Annotated in this window: 11 protein-coding genes; 5 read left to right on the top strand and 6 right to left on the bottom strand. The window is 68.4% G+C overall.

Features of this window, described 5'->3' with window-relative positions:
* The coding region (locus ACTHK2_RS00840) for a TonB-dependent receptor domain-containing protein (RefSeq protein WP_440243723.1) at positions 1-1,458 on the top strand (1,458 nt) is incomplete at its 5' end.
* Between the two features lie 106 nt (positions 1,459-1,564).
* On the opposite strand, the gene ACTHK2_RS00845 is transcribed toward ACTHK2_RS00840, so the two are convergent.
* Both ACTHK2_RS00845 and ACTHK2_RS00850 read right to left on the bottom strand, forming a co-directional pair.
* Entirely contained in the window at positions 1,565-3,259 is a 1,695-nt protein-coding gene (locus ACTHK2_RS00845; RefSeq protein WP_440243724.1) for a hypothetical protein, read from the bottom strand.
* Complete coding sequence (locus tag ACTHK2_RS00850) at positions 3,240-5,606, bottom strand: hypothetical protein (protein ID WP_440243725.1); 2,367 nt, start codon at positions 5,604-5,606, stop codon at positions 3,240-3,242. The genes ACTHK2_RS00845 and ACTHK2_RS00850 overlap by 20 nt, the downstream gene beginning before the upstream one ends.
* A 270-nt stretch (positions 5,607-5,876) precedes the next feature.
* Here ACTHK2_RS00850 and ACTHK2_RS00855 point away from each other — a divergent pair, with 270 nt between their 5' ends.
* Both ACTHK2_RS00855 and ACTHK2_RS00860 read left to right on the top strand, forming a co-directional pair.
* Positions 5,877-6,347, top strand: coding sequence for an FHA domain-containing protein (locus ACTHK2_RS00855; RefSeq protein WP_440243727.1), 471 nt, complete (start codon positions 5,877-5,879; stop codon positions 6,345-6,347).
* Between the two features lie 133 nt (positions 6,348-6,480).
* A complete protein-coding gene (locus ACTHK2_RS00860) occupies positions 6,481-6,831 on the top strand; it encodes a DUF4242 domain-containing protein (RefSeq protein WP_440243729.1) in 351 nt (116 codons plus the stop codon).
* A gap of 127 nt (positions 6,832-6,958) precedes the next feature.
* Here ACTHK2_RS00860 and ACTHK2_RS00865 read toward each other — a convergent pair whose 3' ends face one another.
* The 3 genes from ACTHK2_RS00865 to ACTHK2_RS00875 form a co-directional block, all read right to left on the bottom strand.
* Entirely contained in the window at positions 6,959-9,748 is a 2,790-nt protein-coding gene (locus ACTHK2_RS00865; RefSeq protein ID WP_440243731.1) for a protein kinase domain-containing protein, read from the bottom strand.
* 6 nt (positions 9,749-9,754) lie between these two features.
* Positions 9,755-10,297: an ECF-type sigma factor gene (locus ACTHK2_RS00870; RefSeq protein ID WP_440243733.1), complete on the bottom strand. Its 543-nt coding sequence runs from the start codon at positions 10,295-10,297 to the stop codon at positions 9,755-9,757.
* Between the two features lie 125 nt (positions 10,298-10,422).
* Complete coding sequence (locus ACTHK2_RS00875; protein ID WP_440243735.1) at positions 10,423-12,465, bottom strand: hypothetical protein; 2,043 nt, start codon at positions 12,463-12,465, stop codon at positions 10,423-10,425.
* An 87-nt stretch (positions 12,466-12,552) separates the two neighbouring features.
* On the opposite strand from ACTHK2_RS00875, the gene ACTHK2_RS00880 reads away from it, so the two are divergent.
* Positions 12,553-13,077, top strand: a complete 525-nt coding sequence (locus ACTHK2_RS00880; RefSeq protein ID WP_440243737.1) for a DUF4242 domain-containing protein — start codon at positions 12,553-12,555, stop codon at positions 13,075-13,077.
* A gap of 98 nt (positions 13,078-13,175) precedes the next feature.
* On the opposite strand, the gene mddA is transcribed toward ACTHK2_RS00880, so the two are convergent.
* Entirely contained in the window at positions 13,176-13,934 is a 759-nt protein-coding gene (mddA, locus tag ACTHK2_RS00885; RefSeq protein WP_440243739.1) for a methanethiol S-methyltransferase, read from the bottom strand.
* A gap of 729 nt (positions 13,935-14,663) precedes the next feature.
* Between mddA and ACTHK2_RS00890 the strand changes: the two genes are divergently transcribed.
* Entirely contained in the window at positions 14,664-17,741 is a 3,078-nt protein-coding gene (locus ACTHK2_RS00890; RefSeq protein WP_440243741.1) for a hypothetical protein, read from the top strand.
* Positions 17,742-17,865: the final 124 nt, after the last annotated feature.

The raw sequence follows: 17,865 nt of genomic DNA on the forward strand, positions 1-17,865 counted from the left end.
GTCGCGGCCCGCGCGAACGCGCTGTTCCTCGGCGAGCAGATCTGCGAGGACGAGGATTGCCTGCCGATCTTCGACGCCGACCCGTCGCGACTCTACACGCCGATCACGCGCGCCGAGTACGACTCGATCGCCGCGCGCACGGTCTACCATCCGGAATCGGAAACGAGCACGGCCGCGTTCACCGCGAGCACGATCGACCTGTTCGCGCTGCCCGGCGGGGACGCGGGGTTTTCCGGTACGGTCGAAGTCGGCCGGCAGGCGTACGACCTCAACCCCGATCCGCTCGCGACGCAGTATTACTACTACAGCTGGCGCGACTCCGACGGCCACGGCAGCCGCAACCGCTGGGCCGGCGCGGGCGAACTGCGCATGCCCGTGCTCGACACGCTCAACCTCAGCCTCGCCGGCCGTTACGACCAGTATCGCTACTCCGGCCACGAGATCGGCAAGGCGACCTGGAGCACCGGCCTCGAATGGCGCCCGATCGACAGCCTGCTCGTGCGCGGCTCGTACGGCACCGCGTTCCGCGCGCCGGACCTGCACTACGTCTACGCCGGCGTCGGCAACGACGAAACCTCGGGCATCGATTACTACAACTGCCTCAACGATGGCGCCGATGATTGCGAAGAATATTCCGAGGGCCTGATCCGCACGCGCGCGGGCAATCGCACGCTCGACCCGGAAACGAGCAAGTCGTGGACCGCGGGCCTGGTCTGGTCGCCGCTCGACGGCCTCGACCTCTCGCTCGACTGGTTCGACATCGACATGCGCAACCAGGTGCAGGACATGAGCGTCGACTCGATCCTGCGCGACGAAGCGTCGTGCCGCCTCGGCGACCTCGACATCAACTCGCCCACCTGCGTCGACGCGCTCGCGCGCATCACGCGCAGCAGCAACGGCTCGCTTTACGGCATCTACGTGAACCCGATCAACGTCGCGCGCGAGACGACGAGCGGCGCGGACCTTGCGGCGCGCTACCGCTTCGACACGTCGGTCGGCCGCTTCACGCTTTCGGCGAACCACACCTGGGTGCGGCGCCATGACTTCCAGCAGTATCGGGGGGACCGCGTCGAAGACGAGTTCGAGGTCAACAGCGGCTTCGACATCCCGCGCACGAAGACGAGCGCGAGCGTGACGTGGGAGAAGGATGCGTGGTCGGCGACATTGCATGGCGAACGCCTCGGCCGCCTGCCGAACGGCTGGTCGTACGACCAGGTCTGGGAGGACGGCGATCCGGGCCCGACGATCGCGCCGACCTACCGCTTCAATGCGTCCGCGCAGTACACGTTCGGCGACCACGCGCGCCTCTCGCTCGCGGTGACGAACCTGTTCAACAAGATGCCGCCGCACGATCCCACCTACACCGCGTATCCGTACTACGACATCTCGTGGTTCGATGCGGTCGGCCGCACCGTCTACGTGCAGTACACGCACAAGTTCGGCGGCAGTCCGTTGTAGCGCGGGCGTCGTCCTGCGGAAGCCGGCTGCACGCCGGGACTCGACGAGGGTGCCGAAGCGGGGCTTCGACGCCCTCGCGTCACGGGATGACGCCTGGATCCGGCCGTCAGGGATCGGCGATCGCGCCGTCGAAACCGCTCTGGAAGATCGGCCATGTGGATCGTGCGACGGCAAAGGCATCCTGGTCGCTCTGGCCCGCAACGTGGACGGACGTCTTGCCGGCGAAGTAGATGTGGTCGGGACCGGGCGCGCCATACCAGAACGTGTCGTTCGGGTGCGCGTATTCATAGATCCCGGATAGGCCGTACGACGCGTCCGGCTCGCCGTTTCCGCGCAGCAGCACCGAGACGCTGCCGAGCGAATCCATGCGGACGCCGCCGATCAACGCGCGCCCGTCGTCGGTGACGCGGAGGATTCGCCCGTTGCTGACCATCGGCAACCTTGCCTTTCCGGCAAGTCCGAACCCGGGATCGGCGAGTCCATCCGGCGTCAGGCGCGCGACACCCGTGATGGTTTGCGTCGGCGTCAGGCTCACGGGTCCAGCCACGAGGATCCGTCCGCCCGCATCGACCATCATCGATGCGACGACATCATTCGTGTCTCCGCCGATATCGAAATGCACGAAGGCCCACCCGTCGTGGTTCGGGCCGAACGTTTCGTCCACGTCGCCTTCCGTGGTGAGCCGCACGACGCTGAAGTCATAGCCGGATCCCCCGGGATGGATGCTCGCCCCGCCGACGAGGATCCGTCCATCGACGAGCGGAACGACGGCCGTGGCGAGCGAGACATCCGAGCCCGGGGGCGTCACGCAAACGCGGCCCGCGCCATGCCCGAAGGACGTGATCGGCGCGCCCGTTACTCCATTGAACTTCGCGACCGCCGAACAGGCCGCGAGCGGCTGCGGCTTGTAGGCCACGCCCACCGCGACGAGGCCGTTGCCCTGAGGCGCGGCGTCGCCGAATCCCGCGTTCGACGCGTCCGTCATGAACGCAGAGGCGCCGACGACCAGTTTTCCGTCTTCGTCGAAGTCGACATCGCGGCGGCCGAGGGAAGTAATCCGGCCGATCATCGCCGATGGACCGCTGGTCCCGACGAAAGCGACCGCCCCGCTGTCGAGCAACACGTTCCTGGCGATCCGATCGGCATCCACATCGAGATCGAGGTCCAGTCGACCCGATCCCGTCGGGCCGAACGTCGTATCCATGCGCCCATCCGGCAGCAGCCGCATGTAGACGTGGACCCTCGTCGTCTGCGAACCCGATTGAGTGATGTATCCGCTGAGCGTGACCCGCCCGTCGCGCGACGTCTCGATGTCGAACGGAATGAGCTGCGTTCCGGTGGCGCCGACGGCCTCCGGGACGGGAAGCTGGAGCACGCCGTCGGGCGCTCCCGCGTACGTGGGATCCGGGGTCGGCGCGGCGGCGGCGTTGCCCATGCATGCGCCTGTCGATGCGAACGCGAAAGCGAGCCCGCAAATGCAACCCCGCATCCATGCGCGCGACGCGCCAATCGCGGCGCGGGCCCGCGCATCGCGCGCAGGCTCTTTGCGTCGGGGAATCGACCGCGCCGATGCGAGGCGATTCGAGCGGGGTGACGCGAGGCGACTCGAACGAATGGGATGGAAGGGCGACACGACGTGTTCTCCGGTTCTTCGCTGCGGCATGCAGCCATGTACTGCGCAGAACGCAAGACCGTTCGTCGCGGCGCCACGCACCGCCTCGTGCATGGCGCGGTCGCACGCGAACATCGCTTGCGCGGGATCGGTCGGCCCGGGCGGCCTCTCAGCGCGCTTCGAATCCATTCCGGAAGATCGTGCCGCCGAACGTGAGCAGCGAAACGATGTTTGCCTCCGGCTGCCCGACGAGCAGCACCGGGCTCATGCCACCCAGCGCAGCCGACAATGTCGTGCCCTGGTTTTCGACATGGCCGAAAACGCTGTTGTCCAGACTCACTCGCCCGGGCGTGAATTCGTTGCCAGCGAATGGCGTGACGGCACCGATGCTGCCGCCGCAATGGCCTTGCGGATCGCAGTAGTGCACGTACGGCGACCACGCGGCGAACGCGCCGGTTCGCTGTCCGTAAATCGCATAGCCCAGGAAGTCGTCGGGCGCCCGGCCGAGCAGCGAGTTGTCCGCGGTGATGGGCCCGTGCAGACCGGTGCGTCCGTCCATCAGCGTGAGGGCGCCGACGTTCTGCACGGAGCCCGTCGGCGTCGGCTCGTCCCACTCGGGAGAAGCGACGACGAGGCTGCCGTCCCCGAGCACGATGCATCGGTATGGACCCAAGTTTCCGATGCGATCGTCGGGCAAGGTCCCGAACAGGGAATTGGCGGCGCTCACGACCCCGGAAGCGCCTTCTGCTCCGTCCGCCCAGGTGACCGCGCCGGCATCGCTGATGTTCGCGTTGTCCCATGAAGGGCTTCCGACCGCGTAGTTGCCGTTCGCGAGTGCGATCACGCCCCCGGAGCCGACGTGGTCTCCGACCGCGTTTCCGACCAGGGAATTGCCGACGGCGACCGGGACGCCCAGCGTCGTTGCGCCTCTTGCGAAACCGGTCGCGCCATCGACCCACGTCGCAGCCCCCATTTCCGGGGCAATGACCGAGCCGCCCCAGGAGGGCGAAACGATCACGTAGTTGCCGTTCGACAGCGCGATGACGTCGTCGCCGACGCGGTCATTCGGTGATCGACCATGGACGGAGTTGATGCCGTCGATCCAGCCCGTGACACCCGCGACGTCCGACCACACCACCGCGCCGGCCTTGGGGATCCCATCCACGCTGCAGTCGGGGCACGCGACGGCGTACCGCCCGCCTGCGAGCGGCACGACTCGCACGGAAGAACCGACGCCTCCCGTGCGCGACGACAAGGTCCGCTCGAGCAGCACCGGACCGGTCGCCGGATGGTCGCTGTCGACGAAGCTGACGCCGACGCCGTTCGCCTCTCCGTTGATATGCGTCTCGTTGCTCCATGCGACGGCGTTTCCGTTGTCGAGCGCAACCGCGAACTTGCCGAAATGATCGGACGCGGCAGCACCATGGAGAAGCGATGCCTGCGCGACGGGTCCCACGACCGATCGATCCGCGCGCAGCACCGTGACCGCACCTGCGCCATCGAGGCCCTCCGCTGCGCTGCTCCAGTTCGGCATCATCGCCAGCATCTTTCCGTTCGCCAGCGCAATCCCCTGCGAGGACGCCATGTCGTTCGGCGACGCTCCGACGAGCGAGTTCGACGCCGAGACCGGTCCCGCGCACGGAGCGCTTCCGCTGCACCAGGTCATCGCGCCGACGGCGGCGTCGGCAGACGCATGCCATGAGTCGCTGAAGACGTAGTAGCTCCCCCCGGCCAACGGCACCACCTGCGATCCGACGTGATCGAATGCGCTCGATCCGATGAGCGCGTTCGCGCCGCCGACTTCGCCGACCGTTCCGTGTTCGCCATCCAGCCAGATCGCCGCGCCCACCTGCTCCACGCCGCCGACATCCCAGTACTCGGCGGGAATGACGCCATTGCCGTTGTCGAGCTCGACGAACTGCAGGCCGACGAAGTCCGCGTCGGAACTTCCGATCACGGAATTGGCGGCCGAGATCGTGCCGCTGACGCCGCGCTCGCCGCTTCCCCAGGTCACCGCGCCCGCGTTCGTCGCCGAGGCGCTGTCCCAGTTCGGCGACAGCACGACATAGTTGCCGCCGCGAAGCTGGCGGCAGTCGCCGCCGACCTCGTCGTTCTCGGACGAGCCGATCAGCGAGTTCTGCTCGGAGACGGTTCCCTCCAGGCCGGAACGGCCATCGATCCATGTCGCCGAGCCCGCATTCCTGATCGGCGCGCCCGACGCGTTTCGGCTCGTGGTCGGATTGCAGGCGACGACATTGCCGTTCGGCAGCACGAGGAGCGACCCGGCGCCAAGATGGTCGTCGATCGATGCGCCGCGCAGCGTGCTGATTACCGTGCCCGCAGGGCCGAGCAGGTGCACTGCGCCGCGCCCCGACTGGTAGCCGGGGTCGGCCACGATGAAGTTTCCGTTCGGCAGGGCCTGGACGGATGCGCCGAAGCGGACGCTGCCCGTCGGCCCCTCGATATCCATCTGCATCGCACTCGACATCGACGGCAGCGCGGCGAGCGCGAGCAGGCCAAACGACTTTGCATTCATGGTTTACGTGCCTCGGCAAGGGATCGCCTCGAAAGACGGATTCCCGCCGGAGCGAGCGCCATGATGGGCGGAACGGCCGGTGCCCTCGTACGGTTTCATTCCGCCCTGCCGTCGGCGGGCCTTGGCGTGGGCAAGCGACGTTGCCGGTACGACGGCCCTCCGGCTGCTGCCCGAGCACAGTGCCGAACGTCGCGCGCGCGCTCGACGGGACGGTTCGTGGTCGAACGAAGGATGCGGCGGGATGGCGCGTTTGGCGCACGGCATCCGTTGATGGACATGGGGCCCACTTTCCTCCGCTGCGGAACCTCCGTGCACATGCAACGACGCATCACCGTCCTTTTGGGCCAGCGGCCGCATGGGTACGTCGCCGCAACGGCGCGCGCAGCCGCCGCGCTGACGGCGGCTGCGGCGCACGTCGCACTGGCCGACGTCTTCCTCGTCGCGTCGCCTGTGCCTGCCACGGCCGGCGCGCTCGCCATCACCGAACGCACGCTCGTGATCGGTCGCGATTGCGCCTGCGACCTACGCCTCCGTGGCGCCGGCATATCGCGGCGTCATTGCGCGGTATGGCGAGACCGCTCCGGAACGTGTTGGCTCATGGATCTCCACTCCCGCAACGGCACCTTCGTGGACGGACACCGCGTGCTCTTCGCCGCCGTGTCGCCCGGCTCGCAGATCCAGCTCGGATGTCCGCCGCAGGCATCACTCGTAGTGACGCGCGAGCGGCCGCTGATCGTTTGAGCGAGGGCGCGGCCGCGCCCGGTCGCGACGTTTCTTCCCGGCTGGCGCCGCGACCGATGCAATCTCGTCTTGGAAAAAGGCGAGGCGCGCAACGATCGACGCCTTGCACGAATCCAACTACCGAGGTGATCCCATGATCCGCAATCGACTGGCTTTCGCTTTTCTCGCCCTGTTCGCGGCCGTGACCGCCGATGCCGCCGGCGCCGCGCCGAAGGCCGACAAGGTCCAGCATCGCTACATGATCGAACGTACGTTCCCCGCCGGCGCCCTCGACGGCGTCGACGCTGCCAAGAAGGCCGAGGTCAACAAGAACAATGCGAAGTACGACGTGAAGTGGGTGCTGTCGTACGCGAACGAAGACAAGACCAAGACCTACTGCGTCTACGAGGCACCGAACGAACTCGCGATCCACCAGGCCGCCAAGGCGAACGGCCTGCCGGTCGACCGGATTACCGAAATTCCGGGGACGCTCGCCCCGCAGTGAGCGTCGGGTCTGCGGAGGCGTCCGGGAGGGCGCCTCCGTTGCCGAGGCCTGAGGGCTGAAGAGCAGCCCTTTGCCCTCGCTCCTCCAAGGCATCGCGACGCAAGTCTCCCGCGAAGCGCGCCCGACGTCACCGCGCGAGGCCTCGCATCTGCCGCGTCAACTCGGCCACTTCCGGTGGCGGGAACGGCAGCGACAGCGCGCGTGCGTATGTCTCCCTCGCATCGCTCGCGTCGTTGGCCAGGCCGCGGCGCGCGCGCGACAGCACGCGCAACAGCGCGTTCTCCACGGCGACGGCTTCGTTGCCGCAGCCGTGTTCTCCGATCGTCGACGCAGCCGCCTGCAACGCCTGCTCGACCGCGGTCCATTCGCCGGCGGAATAGGCCGCGCGAGCACGCAAGGTGGCATCGCGTGCGCACCACGTGCGCCGGTCGTAGGCTGGCATGCTGCGCACGACTTCCTCGAGCGCCGGCAACCTCGCCTTCGCCGCCTGAGGATCCGAATCGGCGATCGCGAGGCGGATGCGCTTTTCCATCGCCTTGGCCAGCAAGGTGTAGTCGGGACTGTCACGACGTCGATTCACGTCGATCGCGGCCTCGAGCTCGCGCACGCCGGCCTCCTTCTCGCCCGCCATCGCGAGCGCATGGCCGTACGCCGCGCGCGCGACGAGCGTGTCGGACGACGCGTCGCCGAGCGCGGCGGCATGCTCGGCCAGGGCTTCGCGCAGGTAGCCGAGGGCATCACGGTACCGGCCCATCTGCAGCAGCACGTTGCCGGCCGTGTACTTCGAGGTCGTCAGATCGATGTGTCCGTCGGCGAGCGTGAGGCGACAGATTTCGAGCGATTCTTCCGCCGCTTGCAGGGCCTCGTCGAACTTGCGCCGCTCGAGCAGCGTCATGACCAGCGCGTTGAGATGATTGGCGAGGATCCAGTGGTTGGCCGCATAGACCTGTCGATCGATCGCGATCGCCGCGCGCGCGGCTTCCTCGGATTCGGCCAGCCGGCCCAGGCGCCGGTACGCGCGGGCGAGCCCCGAGTAGGCGAGCGACACCTGGCCGTGGACCGGGCCGTAGCGCTCCTTGAAGCCCTGCACGAGCTGCTCGTAGGCGTCGAGCGCATTCGCTGCGTCGCCGGATGCGAGCAGCGCACCGGCGCGCATCGTCAATGCTTCGCTCGCGATGGCCTTGTCACCGAGCGCGTTGGCCAGCTCGAGAGCGCTGGCGCTGTCGCGCAGCGAGCCGGCGAAGTCACCGGTCTTCCACGCCAACGATGCCGCGCGCAGCAACACGTTCGCTTGCAGCTCACCGGAACCCGGCACGGCCTGGTCCGCCAGCAATGCATCGATCTTCGCGCGCGCGGCATCGAACTCGCCGCGCTCGAGGTCGTATTTCGATGCGCGCTCGAGTACCGCGAGCGTGAGCACGTCGTGCGCGCCCAGGGTCGCGCGCGCCTCCTCGTGGAGGCCCTCGAGCAGATCGATGGCCCTCTCGGGGCTGCCGCGCCGGCCGAGCGTGACCGCCAGGCGCATGAGGAGGTCGATGCGGATGCGTGGCGACATCGCGTGGTCCGCGGAAAGCCGGGCGATCGCGCGCTCGACCGCCTGCGCGACCGTGACGTCCTTCCGCTGCGCGTCACCGGGCTCGGCTTCCGAGAAGAAATCGAAGGCGAGGTTGCGCACCGCGTCAGCGCGATTGGCCTGTTCTTCGGCCGCGACCGCAGCGCGCCTGGCCTTGATCGCCTGCTGCGTCGCGGCCACGGTCGTCGCGCAGAGCAGCACGATCGCCAGTGCAGCGAGGCCCGCGCCCACGCGATGGCGTTTCACGAACTTCGCCGCACGCCGCCAGCCGGAGGCGCGGCGTGCTTCGACCGGCCGCCCCGCAAGGTAACGATCGATGTCCTTGCCGAGCGCCTCGGCGGACGCGTAGCGATCATCCGGGCTCGTCGCGGTCGCCTTCGCGACGATCGCGTCGAGGTCGCCGCGCAGCAACCTGGCCAGCGTCGCGGGTGCGGGCAGTCCGGCGCGCCGTGCATCGCCGCCCTCCGCGGCGATCGTCGCGATCGACGAGATCGGCTTGCGCTGGAACGCCGAGAACCGTTCCCCGGTGAGGATTTCGGCGAGCAGGACGCCGATCGCGTGGATGTCGACCGCGATGTGCGGTGGCGCGAGGGCGAACTGCTCCGGCGCCGCATACTCCGGCGTCAACGCGAGGGTACGGGTCGCGTCGGGCCCGGCCTCGGCGTCGACGAGCCGCGCGATGCCGAAGTCGAGCACCTCGAGGCGTCCTTCGTCGTCGACGAGCACATTGGTCGGCTTGAGGTCGCAGTGGACGACGAGCGCGGAATGCGCCGCCTGCATCGCGCGGCAGAGATCCGACACGAGGCGCAGGCGCGAGGGGAGGTCGAGCTGCCGCTGCGCGCACGCCTCCGTCACCGGAAGGCCACGGACGAGTTCCATCGCCAGGTACGGCAGGCCGCTGCCTTCGACCACGCCGCCTTCGATGAAGCGCGCGATGTTCGGATGCGACAACTGCGCGAGGATCGCCTGCTCGCGCTCGAAGCGACGCCCCGCATCGTCGGAGAGCCGGCTCGCACGCAATATCTTCAGCGCGACTTCCTGCTTGCCCGATCCGGCGGGGCGCTCGGCGCGGAACACGACGGAGGAGCCGCCTTCACCGATGAGTTCGACCAGCGTGAACCGGCTGACCTGGCGGCCGAGCATGTGCCGGAACAATGGCTCGTCCGGCTGCAGGCTCTGCACGAGGCTCGCGACCGGGTGATCGAACACGTCGGTCGTCCGGTCGGCGAGCATCGCGCGGAGCATGGCGCGGTCGGAGTCGCTGAGCGCCATCTCGCCGACCCGGCGATCCCTCGCGGCGGGCGTCAGATCGATCAGTTCGTCATAGGCATCGCGCAGCGACATGAGCCCTCACGAGGCGGCCGTTGTCCCGTTCATGCGTGCCGCGAGGAATGCACGTGCGTACTTCCAGTCGCGATCCACGGTGCGCGGTGAGCTGCGGGTGATTTCCGCGACGCGGTCGAGGGCGAGCCCGGCGAAGTAATGCAGCTCCAGTACGCCCGCTGCGCGCGGCGAATCCGCCTCGAGCACGCGCAACGCTGCGTCGAGTTCGAGCGCCTGGCCGGGATCGATCGATACCGATCCGACCATCGGGTCGGTCATGTCCACCTTGACGAGGTCGCCGCCGTCCTTGAGCGACATGCGCTTGCGCGCGAGATCGACGAGGAAGTTGCGCATCGTGCGCGCGGCATACGAGAAGAATTCGAGCTCGCGCTCGAACGACAGCGAGCGTTCCGCGCACATGCGCAGGTACAGCTCGTGCACGATCTCGGTCGTGCTGTACGTCGGCGGGCTGCCTGCCTGCGCGCGCTGGCGGCCCGCGACGGCCTTCAGCCGGCCGTACATTCCGTCGAACCAGGCCTGCGCCCCGCGCGTCCCTGTCGGTTCCGGCATCTCGACCTCGACCATGGCGGCAGGGGCTCCGATAGGCTGCTGCTGAAGCATGGTACGTCGTTCCTGTGCCCGGGAAAATGACGGCCCGACGTGCGCGAGGCCCGGCGGCGCGACCTGCGCCGGCGTCATGGCCGCCCTGCCGATCGGGCAGCGGGCCGCAGCGCGAGGTTGTCGATCATCACGCGCGGGGCGGAGGCCTGGCCTTCGTAGGTCGCATGCAGCTTCAGCTGGTCGAACGAAGCGCCCGTGATCGAGAGACGCGCGACGGCAGGGTTGTCGCGCCCGGGGCTCGCATCGGAGATCGTCAGCGTGTCGGAGGCCGCGAGCGTTCCCTGCCGATACGCATCGAGGTGCAGCACGATGCCGCCCCACGGTCCGTTCTCGTAGTAGGCGATGTCCATGCCCGCGTCGGACATGACCTCGTCGAGGTCCATCGTCACGCGCGCGAGCGGCCCGAGCGAAAAGTTGTCTCCCGCCATGTACGCACCGCCGAACGTGAGTGCATTCGGCGCGCTGCCCCATCCCGGGAAGAACGTATAGAACGCGGGCGCGCGCTCGACGATGAGCTGGTCGCCGAGATCGTCCGCCGTAGCAGCGGAGCCGTCCGGAAAGACGACGTCGACGCCATTGACGTCGTGGTAGCTCACGCCCGCATCGGTCCACGACGCGCCCTGCGCGCCTTCGGGGACATCGTCGTAGGTGATCACCAGCGGCATCGCCGGCGCCTCGAAACCGCTCGCGAAGATCGCATCGACACCCGTGGACGTCTCGCCCTGCAGACGAACGAGGGCGAGGTCGACGAGTCGCATGCCGTGTTGCCGCCAGGCCGCGCCGGCGACGAGCGGCTGGCCGTCCTGCAGCGCGAGCGCGGTCGAGAGGCTGTAGTCGCCGTTCGGCGCGAGGTCGAAATGCGCGACGCCGTCGTCGCCGAAACCGGTATCGGGTTCACCGGACGGCGTCGTGCGCGCGACGGTGAATTCCGGCCGGCGGGGGTCCGGCGCGGACGCATCGACGGAATAGGCGACGCCGACGAGCAGCTTGCCGTCGAGCTGGCGGACGAGGCCAGTGGGGTTGCGGTAGACGGCGTCGGGCGCCACGTCCAGGACGCTGTAGCCCGGCGTCGACGGCGCACCGAAAGCCGTATCCGTCGCGCCGGCCTCGTCCAGCCCGCCGAGCAGGATCCCCGTGCCCCCGCTCGCGAGCCGATGGTGGGCGGCGAACACCATGCGCCGGTTCGGCAGGATGAGCAGCTGGCCGATCTCGTTGAAATCGGAGGTCGCGTCCGGACCCCGGAAGGTGCGCCAGCCACCTGCGGCGAATTCCGGATCGAGGCTGCCGCGATCGAGCAGGCGCGCGACCGAGAAGTCGATGGCGGCGCCCGACGCGGCGGCGTAGGAACCTGCAACGACGATGCGGCTCGCCCGGTCGACCGCCAGCGCGTGGATGTAGCCTTGGTCGCCTTCAGCGCGCGGCTCGAATACGTACTCGCCATCGGCGAGCGGACCGAAGCCGCGGTCGCGTGCGCCCTCGGCGTCCATGCGGATCACGACCGCACGCGAGATGCCCGTCGCATCCACGCGTTCGCCGGCGACGACGATGCGCGTGCTGGTCGCGAGCACGTCCGCGGCCATCGCATGCAGCTGCGTTTGCGGGAACGTGGCGATGCCCGCGCTGCCGAAGCCGGAATCGAGCCGCCCATCCGCGTCGACTTTCATGACGAAGCCGGTGAGCGGACCGAACGCGAAATTCGTGCCCGCGACGATGATCGAGCCGTCGACGAGCTGCACCATCGCTTCGACCTGCTGCATGCCGGTGTCCGCGACCGCGGGGAGTTCGAGCAGGCCCGGGTTGGCCGGCTGGTTGCCGAATTGCGTATCGAGGGCGCCGTCGCGGGAGAAGCGCACGAGGGTCGGTCGCTGGCGCGGATCGGGGCTGCCCGGCTGCACGTAGTTGCGCGACCCGCCGACGAGGATGCGGCCGTCGGCGAGCGTGAGCACCGCGTGGGAGGCCATCTCGTGGACGGCGGCCCCGTCCGGCGTGAACAGGCCCACGCCGTCCGTGCCGAACGACGGATCGAGGTCGCCGGCTGCTGCACGGCACGGCGATGCGAATGCCGACGAGAGCAGCACGGCGAGCGCCGCGACGAGGATGGATGGGCAATGACGCATGTCTCTGTTCCTTGCGGGCGCGCACGTGACGGGTTCCCGGCAAAGCCACGCGCGCACGGCGGTCGCCTGGTCGGATCCGCGGCGGAAATGCCGCAGGACTACACGCAGAACGAAACGCGGCGGCCAATGGCGCCACGCGCATTCGACCCGAGCGGCGCCACGCGCAGGTGCGGCGGGCCGGGGCACGGCGGGCACGGCGCGTCGACGGTCGAAATTGCGTCTGTCGATCGGGCGCGGCGGCGTTCTCCGGGGCGAGTGCAAGGCGTTCGCGCCGCGAGCCCGCATTCCGATCGCGCCTGCGATCTTCCACCGACTACCCATGAGGAGCATGCCATGTTGAAGAAGTACATCATCGAGCGAGAGGTTCCCGGCATCGGCAACAACACCCCGGAAGGCTTCTGCGCAATCGCAAGGACATCCAACGGCGTGCTGCAGCAGATCGGGCCGGACATTCAAGGGCTCGAGTCCTTCGTCGTCGACGACAAGACCTATTGCGTGTACCTCGCCAAGGACGAGGAGCACATCCGCCATCACGCCAAGCTCAGCGGATTTCCGGCAACGCGGATTCGCGAAGTGAAGGCGATCATCGATCCGTCGACCGAGCTCGCGTGACGCGAACAGGCGGTCGCGCGTGCGACCGCCTTTCGCAGGGAGGGGCCTCGGCCCGCCTTTTTTCTGTTCGACGCTTCCGATGATGGGCAAAGGCCCCCCTACGGCACGTCGGCGATTTCCACGTCACGCGGGCGCAGGCGCGGCAGGAGCATCGGCACGCGGCGCCGGTACTGCGCGTAGTCCCTGCCGAGTTCCCGCAGCAGGTCGCGCTCTTCGAACTGGATCGCGATCACGATGTAGCCCGTCGTCGCCACCGCGAACAGGAGATGCGTCAGCGTCATCACCGGCGTCGACCAGAACGCGATGATGAAACCGGCGTAGAGCGGGTGGCGGACGACACGGTAGGGCCCGGGCGTACGGAAACGCAGGTGGCCGCAGGGCTGCCCGCGCAGGTGGAGCCACACCTGGCGCAGGCCGAACAGGTCCCAATGGTTGATGAGGAAGGTCGAAGCGAGCACCAGGATCCATCCCGCGCCCGAGGCGACCATCAACACGGCTCCCGCGCTTCCTTCGACGCTCCACACCTCGCCGCCGAGCGGCCGCCAGCAGGCGAACAGCGTGGCGAGCGCGGCGCTCGAGAACAGTACGTACGTGCTGCGTTCCGCTGCCGGCGGAATCACGCGCGTCAGGAGATCCTTGAAGCCGCGCCGCGCCATCACGCTGTGCTGCATCGCGAAGAGCAGCAACAGCCCGACATCGACGAGCAGCGCGCTCGCCAGCGGGCCTTCGACCGCACCGTCGATGGTGCGCGGAAGGATCGGCCAGTTGCCTACGAAACCCATCGCGTAGACGAACGTGCAGAGAAATGCGATGTACGAGGCCAGGCCGTACAACGCGACGAGAATGCGCGAGATCATGGTTATCGCCTCCGGCGGTCGACGCGACATGCGCCAAATTGCGAAGACGAGATGCGGCACGCGACCACGCCATGCCGCACGCGGAGCCGCGGGGCCGCGCTCCGGTGGTTCGGGAGCACGCGTGCGGGGCCGTCGCGACGCGCGTCATGCCGCCCGGTTCGCGGCTCGCGCCGACCCGATTGGCGCCGGCGAACGGCTTTCGTCGTTCTTCGCGGGACCACTCCTTCGGCATGTTCCGGCATGAGCTACTCGCGAACGACATCCTACATCCCCGCCTTGATCGCCCCTGCTCGTCTTCCTGCAACCTGGACGAAGCGGTACGGGCAGCGACGCCCGCTCGCGCTCGGCATGCTGCCGGGCGCAGCAAGGCCGCCACGGCCCGCGCGACGGCCATGCGTCGGGCATGAACGCGAAGACCCGGCGAACGCCGGCCTTGGGTTCGGGAGGCGTGCGTGCCACGCCGGGCCTACGATCGATCCCTGACCGGGCGCTCATAGTCTGAGCCTAAGAGGCACCGACGAATTAAGTATTTCACAACGATTGCAATGGCGACGCAGACTCGGCGCGTCGTGCGAAGCGGTCGACGGATGTCCAGACGTCTTTCTGCCCGTGCCACGAAGTGTGCGATCCGTCGGCGGCCTGGATGCCGCGATGCGATGCGCGATGCCGTCCCCGCACCTCCAGTCAAGGGTAGTCGCCATGATTCCTAGCAACCGCTTGCGCAGCGCCATGCTGCTGATAACCGCCGCCGCGGCATCGACCGTCGCGGCCGGCGCTCCGGCCCACGCTTTCTCCGCTTTCCGCCTCGATCGCACCGTGCGGCAGGCGCACCCGATTTCCTTCACGCCTGCACCGCACAAGGTGAACGTGCGCACGGAAGGTACGCGCAAGTCGGCACGAGGTGGCGGCATCGAGATCCAGTTGACCGTGACGCCGTACGCCGGCGACCCGTTCGAATGCGGCACCGGCACGAGCGTCGACGTGCGCGTCGGTGAACAGGTCAACATCTGCTACCGGCTCATCAACAACACGGCGCAGACCCTCACCCACCAGACCGTCGAGGACAGCGTCGACGGCACCCTGATGGCCTACGAACCGCACGCGATCCCGGCCGGCCAGCAGGACTACTTCGTACGCAGCGTCGTCGCCACCAGCGATACCACGCGCTCGGCGACCTGGACCGGCTACTCGACGGTTGCGAGCTACACCGCGAACGACCAGGCCGCGCCGAGCTTCGTCGACATTTCGACGACCGGCACCGACATCGGCTTCGAGCCGGGTTCTCCCGATCGCAACGACTTCGCGGAAGTCACTGCAGGTTTTCCGATCCGCTTCTACGGACGTGAATCGAGCGCGCTCTGCGTGAGCATCGACGGCTTCATCGGCTACGACGATCCGGTATGCGACAGCCCGAGCCCGGGCGCCAAGCCGCAGCCCGGCTACTCCTTCAACGGCGACATCCCCGCCTTCTACGGCATCAACGTGCCGGGCTTCATCGCACCGATGTGGAGCAACCTCGGCGGCGGCGGCGATCTCGACGACAGCCGCGTCTTCGTGCAGACGCTCGGCACGGCGCCGAACCGCCGCTTCATCGTGCAATGGAACGACCTCCCGACGTATGCGATCGCGAGCAGCCGCGCGACGTTCCAGGTGGTGTTCGCCGAGGACAGCGACACCATCCGCTACGAATACCAGTCCGTCGCGTTCGGCAACGACGCCGACAACGGGGCATGGTCCACGGTCGGCCTGCAAGGCGATCCGGACGGACTGTTCACCAAGTATTCCTACTATCAGCCATCGCTGCGGCCGAACAGCGCGATCGTGTGGAGCTATACCGCATCGGCGGGCAGCAGCGCGGACAGTGGCGAGGTGACGATCTCGGCCGGCAATCCGGCGCTTGCCGTGGCGCAGCCTTCGATCAGCGCGATCGTCGCCCCGGGCAGCAGCGCGAGCGCGACCATGACCGTGCTCAACACCGGCAACCGCGACCTGCATTGGAGCCTGGCCGAAGCGCCCGGCGGCAGCACCGCGCACTTCCCGAAGTCGCCGCGCTACATCGCGCCGGGCATTGCGGCCGCACCGTTCGCCACCGGTGCGCATGCCGCGACGATGCAGCGCCCGGCCGGCGGAGCCGCGGGCGTCCACCCGTCCGTCGCCCGCGGCAGCGGCGGCTTCGCCGTCCCGGCCTACGGGGTCAGCAGCACGCGCACGGGTGTCGCCTCGTTCGACGCGCTCGATCCGCTCGACACGTACACGCCGGTCAACAACAACAACGACTGGATCAATACGGCCGCCTTCATCGGCAATGACTTCGGCAAGCTCTGGACGATCATCGGCGACAGCTGGGAACCGGATTGGGTCGGCTCCTACGGCTGGTTCGACACCGTCACCGGCGAATACAACAAGGTCGGTTACATCACGGGCGTACCGGGTCGCAACCAGAGCTGGAGCGGCATGGCGCAGGACCCGCTGAACGGCATGGTGTATGCGATCAACTTCCTCGACGAGCCATTCGCGCCGAACGACGCCACGCTGTACACGATCGACATGGACAGCGGCCTCGCCACGCGCATCGGCACGATCGATGGCCCCGGCATCCATCCTCAGCACTACATCTCGAGCCTGGCGATTTCGCCGGACGGCCTGCTCTACGCGATCGACCTCGCCGCGCAGACGCTGATCGCGATCGACAAGAACACCGGCCAGGCGCAGCCGATCGGCTCGCTCGGGCTCACCGTGCCGTTCCTGCAGCAGGGCATCGCGTTCGACCAGGCGACGGGCGACCTGTACTGGACCGCACTGTACGACAACGGCGGCGAATGGCCGCAGAGCGAAGTGCGCGTCATCGATCCGATCAGCGCGCAATCGCAGGCGCTCGGCGAGCTGCCGGTCACCAGCAATGAGTTCTTCCCGCGCGACCAGATGACCGCGCTGTCGATCGCCAAGCCGGGAGTCGGCTGTTCCGCACCGGGCAGCGTGCCATGGCTCGGCTTGGGCAGCGCCGCCTCCGGCACGATCGCCGCGGGTGCAGCGGGTCAGGACGTCGTCCTCACCTTCGATGCGAGCGGCCTCGCACCCGGCCTGTACCAGGCGAACGTGTGCGTGTTCAGCGACGATCCGCGCCACGGCCGCCTCGCCGTGCCGGTCTCGCTCGCGGTGGTCGATACCAGCGCGCCGATCTACGACCAGCACGTCACCGACACGCCGCTGCGCATGTGGAACAACAATGTCGTGATGCCGCCCGAAGTCCCCGCCGGGCTCGACGCCAACGGCGCCGACGATTTCGTCGTCGATGGCTTGGGCTGGAACCTCACCGGCTTCAGCTTCACCGCCTACGGCGCGAGCGAAGGCGCGGCCCCCCCGTCGCGCATCGACCTGCGCGTGCTCGCCGATGGCGGCGACGGCCAGCCGGGCGAAGACGTCGTCTGCGCCGCGAACGACCTCGGCGTCTTCCCGATGGCGGAAGCGAACCAGATCGCCGCGATCCTGCCGCAGTCCTGCCATCTCCCTGCCGGCACGTACTGGGTCTCGTGGGCCTTCGTCGGCCTCACCACCGAATCGCCCGAGCGCGGCTACTGGGGCGTGTCGACCCAACAGCACAACCAGCTCGCCGTCTGGCGCAATCCGCTCGGTTGGATCGACGACGCCTGCCCGACCTGGACGCCGCTCGCCCAGTGCGCGAACCAGACCGACGCGAGCGCACGCGACTTCTCGTTCACCGTCTTCGCCACGCCGAGCACCCTCGATTGCGCCGACGTGATCCTGCGCGACGGTTTCGACGGCGATGCCGGCGAGTGCGCGCGCTGACATCTGCTTCCTGACCGGTCGCATCGGCGACCGGTCTTCCTCGATCCCCCCACCGGACCGGCGTGCATTTGCGCGCAGGCCGGTGCGGCCTGGTCGCAACGCCATGAGGCCGGCCGGCTCCGGA

This window comes from Dokdonella sp. (genome assembly GCF_051958935.1).
Taxonomy (GTDB): Bacteria; Pseudomonadota; Gammaproteobacteria; order Xanthomonadales; family Rhodanobacteraceae; genus Dokdonella_A.